General features: G+C 48.8%; 8 protein-coding genes. 1 reads left to right on the forward strand and 7 read right to left on the reverse strand.

Annotated elements, in window-relative coordinates; genetic code table 11:
• Positions 1–4: 4 nt before the first annotated feature.
• Positions 5–3,475, forward strand: a complete 3,471-nt coding sequence (locus tag NT140_02435; protein MCX5830742.1) for a DNA polymerase III subunit alpha — start codon at positions 5–7, stop codon at positions 3,473–3,475.
• A 70-nt stretch (positions 3,476–3,545) separates the two neighbouring features.
• Here the strand turns inward: NT140_02435 and NT140_02440 are convergent, their stop codons facing one another.
• The 7 genes from NT140_02440 to NT140_02470 all read right to left on the reverse strand — a co-directional run.
• The gene (locus tag NT140_02440; protein MCX5830743.1) at positions 3,546–4,475 is read right to left on the reverse strand and encodes a DnaJ domain-containing protein; all 930 of its coding nucleotides are present in this window, start codon (positions 4,473–4,475) and stop codon (positions 3,546–3,548) included.
• A gap of 63 nt (positions 4,476–4,538) precedes the next feature.
• On the reverse strand, positions 4,539–5,090 hold the full coding sequence (gene yidD, locus NT140_02445) for a membrane protein insertion efficiency factor YidD (protein MCX5830744.1): 552 nt from the start codon (positions 5,088–5,090) through the stop codon (positions 4,539–4,541).
• Positions 5,091–5,124: 34 nt separating this feature from the next.
• On the reverse strand, positions 5,125–6,039 hold the full coding sequence (locus NT140_02450; GenBank protein ID MCX5830745.1) for a tetratricopeptide repeat protein: 915 nt from the start codon (positions 6,037–6,039) through the stop codon (positions 5,125–5,127).
• A gap of 155 nt (positions 6,040–6,194) precedes the next feature.
• The gene (locus NT140_02455; protein ID MCX5830746.1) at positions 6,195–6,872 is read right to left on the reverse strand and encodes a tetratricopeptide repeat protein; all 678 of its coding nucleotides are present in this window, start codon (positions 6,870–6,872) and stop codon (positions 6,195–6,197) included.
• Between the two features lie 20 nt (positions 6,873–6,892).
• Positions 6,893–7,303, reverse strand: a complete 411-nt coding sequence (locus tag NT140_02460) for a thioesterase family protein (GenBank protein ID MCX5830747.1) — start codon at positions 7,301–7,303, stop codon at positions 6,893–6,895.
• On the reverse strand, positions 7,281–8,510 hold the full coding sequence (locus NT140_02465) for a cofactor-independent phosphoglycerate mutase (protein ID MCX5830748.1): 1,230 nt from the start codon (positions 8,508–8,510) through the stop codon (positions 7,281–7,283). Before NT140_02465 ends, NT140_02460 begins: the two co-directional genes overlap by 23 nt.
• 13 nt (positions 8,511–8,523) lie before the next feature.
• Positions 8,524–8,973: ACT domain-containing protein (locus NT140_02470; protein MCX5830749.1), on the reverse strand; the 450-nt coding region annotated here is incomplete at its 5' end.

Here is an 8,973-nt window from a genome sequence, read left to right on the forward strand (position 1 = left end):
ATATATGCATCATGCCGGTTTTGTTCATCTTCACGTCCATACCCAGTATAGCCTCTTAGACGGGACGATCCGTCTGGACGAACTATTCAAGAAAGCCAAAGAATATAAAATGCCCGCCGTGGCCATGACCGACCACGGCAATATGTTCGGCGCCATAGATTTTTATCAACGGGCCTACAAGCAGGGTATCAAACCCATCATCGGCTGTGAACTTTATGTCGCTCCGCAGAGCCGGTTTATCAAAACTGCCGGCCACATCGGAGAAACCGCTCGTCATCTCGTGGTGCTCGTTAAAAACTTTCATGGCTATAAAAACCTCATGAAATTAACGACCGCCGGCTACCTGGAAGGTTTTTACTATCGCCCGCGTGTAGATAAGGAAATCCTGGCCCAGTGTCATGAAGGCCTGATTGCGACCAGCGCCTGTCTGCACGGCGAGATAGCGGATCTGATCCTGAAAGGCAGCCTTGCGGCCGCCGTTAAAGCTGCTGAGGCGTACCGCGAGATATTCGGGGCAGACAATTTTTATCTTGAATTAATGTCCAATGGCCTCCCGGAGCAGGAAAAAGTCAATGCCGGGCTGATTGAGTTAAGCCATCAGCTCTCCATTCCGCTTGTGGCCACCAATGACTGCCATTATCTGAAGAAGGAAGATCGGGACGTTCACGAAGTCCTGTTATGCATTCAAACCGGGAAGACTTTGGAAGATGCCGACCGGATGCGTTTCGGGTCGGATGAATTCTACTTCAAGTCCCCGGAAACAATGATAGAAAGCTTTAGCTATTGCAAAGAAGCTGTTGATAATACTGTTCTTATTGCTGAGAGATGCAACCTGAAGCTTGAATTCGCCAGTGAGACTGGCCGTTTTTATCTGCCTCATTTTGAGATTGATACAGAGCAATCATTGGATGAATATTTGTGTGCATTGGCCTCCAAAGGACTGGAGGAAATGTTGCCTGCTATTTTACAGGATCGCAGTCCGGAACTTAAAATGGTTTATGATAATCGCCTACATGAGGAACTGGCGATCATCAAGAAAATGGGATTTGCCGGATATTTTCTGATCGTGGCCGATTTTGTCAATTATGCCAAAAGCCATAATATACCCGTCGGCCCCGGCCGCGGTTCTGCGGCGGGAAGCCTGGTGGCCTATACCACCGGCATTACCAATATTGATCCCATTCGCTACAAACTATTCTTCGAAAGGTTTCTTAACCCCGATCGCATCAGTATGCCTGATATTGATATTGATTTTTGCCAGGAGGGACGCGATGAAATTATCAGGTATGTTACCAATAAGTACGGCGCCGACAAAGTTTCCCAGATCATTACGTTTGGTAAAATGCAGGCCCGGGCAGTCATCAGAGATGTCGGGCGGGCGCTGAACATCCCCTACGGTGAAGTGGACGTCATCGCCAAGCTGATACCCAATATCCTGAATATTACTCTCGATGAGGCAATCAAAAAAGAGCCTCGCCTGCGGGAAGAAGAAAACAAGAATCCGCGGATCCGGCAATTATTGACCTTCTCGCGGGCCCTCGAGGGGCTGAACCGTCATGCCTCCACCCATGCCGCCGGGGTCGTTATTTCCGATGTGCCCTTAGTAGAAAGAGTCCCCCTCTGCACTCCCAAGGATGATGTCGTCACTCAGTTCTCGATGAATGACATTCAGGAGGTCGGTCTCACCAAGTTCGATTTCCTGGGACTAAAGACCTTGACCGTCATTAAAAATGTCCTGCGTTTTATTCAAGAGGGCAGGGGAGAGACGCTCGATATGGATAATCTGCCCTTAGACGACGTCCAGACCTACCAACTGCTCATGAAGGGCGATACGGACGGCGTTTTCCAACTCGAAAGCGCGGGCATGAAGGATATTCTGGTGGGCATGAAACCGGACTGCATCGAAGACATCATAGCCCTCATCGCGCTTTACCGTCCCGGCCCGATGAGCATGGTGCCGGAATTTATTGCCCGCAAGCAGGGCAAGACGAAAATAGTTTATGAACTACCTCAACTTCAGGACATACTCAGCGAGACTTACGGCGTAATTCTCTACCAGGAACAGGTTATGCAAATTGCCGTGACCGTCGGTAATTACAGTATGGCAGAGGCCGATACCTTGCGGAAGGTAATGAGCAAGAAAAAAGCCGCCGATATGGAAAAAGAGAAACCAAAGTTCATGGAAGGCGCCAGGAAAGTTAAAATTCCGGAGGCGAAGGCGCGCAAGATCTGGGAGCAGATGGAGACATTTGCCGAGTATGGTTTCAACAAATCTCACAGCACTGCCTACGCCATGATCTCTTATCAAACGGCCTATCTTAAAGCCCATTATCCCGTCGAATTCATGGCCGCCTTGCTGACCAGTGAAAAGGACAACCGGGACAAGATTATCAAGCACATCAGTGGCTGCAAGGAGATGGCAATCAAGGTCCTGCCACCGGATATCAATGCCTCGGAGCGTGATTTCAGCATTACCGCCGACAGTATCCGCTTCGGTCTGGCAGGCGTAAAGAACGTCGGGGTAGGGGCCATTGAAGCCATTATTACGGCTCGCCGGGAAGGTCAATTCGAGGACTTTCATAATTTCTGCGAGCGTATTGATTTATCAAAGATAAACAAGCGTGTAATGGAGAGCCTGATCAAATGCGGGGCCTTTGATTCCATGGGTTATCGTCGCCGTCAGTTGATAATCTCCCACGAAGGCGCCATGGATGTAGCACAGAAGCGACGCAAGGAAAAGGACAGCCAGCAGGTATCGCTGTTTGATCAGCTTTTTTCGCAGGAAGAACAACATTCGTCAGTTATCAAAAGCAACAGCGGTATTATTGATGTGCCTGAATGGGATAACAAGGAACTGCTGGCCAATGAAAAAGAGACCCTGGGATTTTATATTACGGGACATCCTCTCGAAAGATTTGCCGATAGTCTGGCCCTGGTCACGAATACGGATACGGAACGTATTTCCGAACGTAAAGACAAGGAAAGCGTCGTTTTTGGCGGCATCGTCAGCAGCATCCGCGAGGTCACCACGAAAAAGAAGGATATTATGGCCTATGTGACCTTGGAAGACCTCAAGGGATCTGTAAACGTGATATTTTTTGCCGACGTTTACAGAAAGGCCACAGTGCTTCTCCATGGTGACGAACCGATTTTAGTTGAAGGGATACTTGATGTTTCTGAGGAGAGCCTCAAGGTAATAGCCACTGAGGCCCAGCCCTTAAGCGCAGTTATAGTAAATTCTCCCTCTTCCGCTCAATTTACCTTTGATGGCGCCGCGTTAGATGCTGATGTGCTGGCTTCTTTAAAGAAAATTATCAAGGAGTATCAGGGTAAATACGAAAGCTGTCTGCGCTTGCTGAACGGCCGGCATGAAACAATTATTTATCTCGGGGAAAATTACAGAGTCGAATTATCGGCCAATATAAAAAGGGATGCCGACCGGATTCTCGGGGCGGGGGCGACGAGATTTATTTAAAGTAACCTTTAAAGCCTTTTCCTGCCTGTAAGTTTACATAAGATATCTTATAGGACACTAACAAAAAGTATTACAAATCTTCCTCGGCCAGCTTCTTCATCAAATCTGCTTGTACGGCGGTTAGTTTTTTCGGAACATTCACCGTAACCTTTACGTATTGGTCTCCCGGGTCCGACCCTTTTAAATTTGGTACGCCTAAACCCTTCATCCTGATCTTGGTGTTGTTCTGCGTTCCAGGTGGAATTTTGATTCTTTTCACTGATCCATCCACGGTCGGAATATCAAGGCTCGTTCCCAGTACGGCCTGGGAAAACTTGACCTCTTTGTCTATATAAATGTCGTTTCCGTCTCTGGCGAATATGGGATGGGGCATGATACTGATGTTCAGGTATAAATCCCCTAACGGTCCACCGTAACCGCCCGGCAAACCCTTACCTGTCAGGCGCAGCTTCTTGCCGGCATTGATTCCCGCCGGTATCCTGATATTGATCTCATCTACCCGGCCATCCTTATTGATAGCCAATTTTTTTTCCGCCCCCATAACTGATTCTTCTATTGTTATCGCCAGGTTATATTCGAGATCCTGACCTTTTTGGGGCGGCATCTGCTGGTACTGCCCACCGCCACCGAATAAATCTGCGAACGGATCGCCCCCCCCGGACGGCCCGGACTGAAAGCTGTAGGATCGTCTCCTGCCGCCCGCACCGGCCGCACCAAAGCCCCGGAGGATCTCATTAATGTCAAAACCACGGAAGATGTCCTCCTGGCTATAATGCTGACTGAAGCCATCGGCGCCGTAGTTATCGTATTGCTTGCGCTTTTCCTGGTCGCTCAATACGGCATAGGCCTCACTCATTTTCTTGAATTTTTCTTCCGCTTCCTTATTGCCCGGATTCTTATCAGGATGAAATTTGACTGCCAGCTTGCGGTAGGCCTTCTTGATATCGTCCGCGCTGGCATCCTTACCTACCCCCAGTGTCTTATAATAATCTGTGCTCATGTTCCTCCAAATATGGAAAATTTAATGTATTATTGCTGAAAGCTAATTGTTTATCGGCAAATGTCAAGGGTGCGTATGCCACCAGAAATCATTGTTGCTAACCGGGTCCAGATACCTTAACCGATCCCATTTTATTATCCGCGGCGCCGTATCTATCTCATTGCTTTCGTGTATCAGGCGATCTACCGTTAAGAGCAGTCCCCCTGTAAATCCATGTTTTTCAACGGCTTCCCGGCTATAGGCGGCGCAGGTCGGATACATGTTGCAACGATCACCATCTATCGGCGATATATACTTGCTGAAAAATATAAATCCGCCTTTTAACAGAGAGGCCGGCCATGATAGCTCATTTGATGACCCTGCCCTCTTCATTTCTCGCGCGGCAAAGTCCCAGGGGGTAAAACTATCGTCTCTTTCAGCGCCGGATGCGCAGCAAAGTATGGGCGTAAAACAAACCAACAGCCCAAACCAAACTAACGAGACAATTGCAAAAGTCGCATAAATGCCCCGCAGGTCATTCCGGCGGAAGCCGGAATCCAGAAATATCAATGCTTTACAAACGCGCTGGACACCGGTTTTCACCGGTGTGACGAGTTTTGCAATTGGCTCTAACATGATGAATAATTTATAATTCCGTCGTTTCATGCAATCAAAATCTATGGCTGATAATAATGGATTGAGCGCCCCCATCACGATACAGGGCAAGCGAAAAATTATCCTTCAGCTTTTGGATGAAGTCTCTTTCTTTATCGCGGTTATATTTGTGGACGCTGCTGACGGCGCTGTAAATGTTGCCGCTATACCAGCCCAGTTCGAAAAAGGCAAATATGCCGCCGACCACGTAATTATCATGGTGAAAAAGTTCCGCAGCCCCCCAAATAAAAGCACCGTTTAATAGAAAAGCCACCAGGGCATCACGGGGCCTTTCCGCATACAAATGACCTGCCCCAGGGAGAACAGCGGCCAGCAGGCCGGCTGTTGCAGGAGATTTATATGGCAATTCCATCTTTTCCATCTCGGCAGCAAAGAGCGAGGCGGCGGGAAATAGAGGGCTCCCTTGGGGAACCTGCCGCAAGGCATCTTGGGCGCCGCGCCAGTCCGTGCGTTCCAGCATGACCAGGGCCCTTTGGTACAGGGCTTTATCGCTGTAATTGGGCGCATTGGCAATGGTGATCAGCTCAAAGGTGCGCAATGAATCTTCATATCTGCCGGATAGTTTTTCGATTCTTCCTTTCAGGTAGAGCATCTCAAAATAACGGGGACTGGCCGGATACTTGGACAAGAACTGGTCGCAGGCAATAATAGCCTCTGCCCATCTTTTGGCTTGGAAATAACATTCCGCAATACGAAAAGTTGCCTTTTCTGCCTGATTGTCTGTGGGAGCCAGATAAATATAACGCTTATATTCACCTATGGCGCGGAAATAATCCCCCTCCTCATAAAGCGATTCAGCAAAACCAAAAACATGCTCCGCCGCCACCCTATCCTCCGCCCGGACCTGAACAAAAGAGAGGTGCATCACAAAAATTGTGATAAATATGCTCATGGTGGTTCGGTAGGACATTATTATTGCCCCCTTCTAACTGGCGGCCTCGTAAAAAGTCGAAAATGCCCAAGAATTGTCATTCCGGTGAAAACCGGAATCCAGGGATTAAAGACATGTTACAAACAAACTGGACACCGGTTTTCACCGGTGTGACGACTTTTTACGAGTTCATCCTAACTGAGGCCGGCAATTTTTCTCTTCAGGATCATTTGCATGGTGCTGTCGGCGGTTTTCTCCAGTGATTTGCGGTAGTATTCCAGTGATTTTTTGGGATCGTTCATCTCTTCATAAATCCGACCCATGTCTCTGAAAACCTGTCCGGCCAGATAATCTGCTTCGGGCATTTTAAGCGCATTTTCAAAGGAAATCAGGGCATTCTTATAATCCTTCTTAACTTCGTACCCGTAACCCTGACCACAGTAAGCGAAATACTTCAGGTAACTTTTCCGGGGAGCCCGCTGCATGAATTCGTCGTAGGCCTGGAGTGACAAATCAACCTGATTGAGATTGAGATATAAATTGCCCAGTTGGTAATGAGCCTGCAGGGCGGCCTGGCTGCGAGGATATTTGGTAATTACATTTCTGTAAGCAGTGATTAAATTGGGACTGGGGCCACTTTTGACGGCCGATGTCTCCGTCTGACTATAGAGCTGAAGCGCCGACTTTTCGTAATTCACGCTATAAAGCGACCACCCCGCGGCAATAGCTATACAGACAACAAAAACTACTCCAATAATGGATAGTTTTGACTTATGAAGGGCCGCAAATGTCGTCAGCTTGCTTAATTCAACCTGCAAGAAATCAGGTTCCTTTAATTCCTTCAATGTCTTTTTTGAAATTCTTTCCGCCATGAATCATACCTCTCTTAGGATTAATTTTTTCCTGGGTCAATTTTATCAATAATATCCGGGGGGATGCGGACAATCTTGCCTTGCATATTCACGCAGGCATGGACAGATTCGCCTTCGACAAGCACCCGCTCCTGTTTTTCATCCCGGATAACATAATTAAATTTGACAGTGGCCCTTCTCAAATAGACGATCTCCGTCTCGATAACAACAATCTGGTCATATCTGGCTGGATACAAATAATGGCACGAGACTTCCGTCAAGGGCAAGTTATAACCGTTTGATTCAATCTGGGCATAGGGGGCGCCGAGTTCCCGCAATAGCTCCGCTCTGCCGATTTCAAACCATTTGATGTAATTGGTATGATAGACAATGCCCATGGCATCGGTGTCGGCGTAGATGACCCTGATCTTAGTGAGATTTTTCGTGGACAAGGCTACTCCAATCCCGGATGAAATAATTCATCAGCAGATGACCAGGTGAAATTATGATACCCTCTTCCCGGGCAGCAGTTTCTCCATAGAAGCGACCGTGCGCCAAGTTTTCATCCGCCCGGGATGAGTATACGGCAAAGGGGCTGGGTTCTGATCCATGCGTCATGAGCGCAATCGGGGTCGGATGATCGCTCAGCACCATGACCCGGAACGCGCCGAATTTCGGCATCCCTTCCAGGATCGGGCCGACGATCTTCTCGTCAAAATCCTCTATGGCCTTGATTTTCCCTTCCAGGTTGCCTTCATGCCCCATTTCATCAGGCGCTTCCACATGCAGGAACATGAAATCAAGTTCCTGCAAGGCTGCCAGGGCGTTCTTCGCCTTCCCGAGATAATTGGTGTCCGTGTAGCCTGTCGCTCCCTCAACCGGTATCACTTTTAGTCCGGCATAAATGCCGATCCCATTGAGCAGATCTACTGCGGAAATCATGCCGCCCTTAAGGTTATACTTTAAGGTGAGCGGGACGATTTGCGGCGCCCTGCCCTGCCCCCATAACCATATTGCATTAGCAGGTTTTTTGCCTTCTTTTATGAGCCTCTGGTTGACAGGATGGTCCCGCAAAAAATCATGAGCGAGCCGCATCAAATCATTTAATTGGGGCGCCCCCTCCCCCTTAGGGAAAAAACCTTTAATCTCGCGTCCCGTGATGTCATGCGGAGGCGTTGTCCCCATCCCGCCGAGGCCATTTTTCCACACCAGCAGGTGACGATAGCTCACGCCGGGATAAAAGGCAAAGATATCCGAACCAAGGTGGTCATGAAGATCATGGATAATTGTTTTGGCGGTTTCAGAACTGATGTGCCCGGCCGTGAAATCAAGCATGGTCGGGTTATCATCTCCGCCCAAGGTAACCAGATTGCAGCGGAAAGCCACATCGTCAGTTCCCAGGGTCACACCGATATTAGCTGCCTCCAGGGGGCCGCGTCCGGAATAGCATTGCCTGGGGTCATAACCAAGGACAGCCAGATTGGCAACATCACTGCCGGGTGAAATTCCGGCCGGGATTGTGTCAATTAGTCCCAAGGTGCCTTCTGCTGCCATCCGGTCCATGTTCGGGGTATGGGAAAATTCGAGGGGCGTCTTACCGCCTAAGGAAGTTACAGGATTATCGGCCATGCCGTCGCCAAGCAGGATTATGTGTTTCATTATGAATACCCGTTTATGATTGGTCGTCTTCTATGCGAATAACCATCGTTTTATCAAGGACAATTTCTAATTGGTCAATTTCCAGCAGGGCATCCTGCACGTCTTTTTCCCGGGCTTTGTAAGTAGTAATAACTACCGGTACGGCACCGCTCTGTCGCCTGCCCTTTTGAATAACGGCGGCGATGCTGATGTTCTTTTTGCCTAAAATACCGGATATCTTGGATAAAACCCCCGGGCGATCTACTGCCGAAAAGCGGAAATAATAATTCGTGCAAATATCCTCCATCGGCATCAATTTGATATCTTCGGTCTCGGCTTCCCGATGCGAACGTGCGGGCTTCAGGCAGGAGATACCCTTCATCATCTCGCGAGCCGTGTCCACCAAATCAGAGACTACGGCGCTGGCGGTCGGCATCATACCCGCCCCCTGGCCGGAGAGAAAGATGGGACCGGAGGCATCACC

This window comes from Deltaproteobacteria bacterium (assembly GCA_026388415.1).
Taxonomy (GTDB): Bacteria; Desulfobacterota; Syntrophia; order Syntrophales; family JACQWR01; genus JAPLJV01.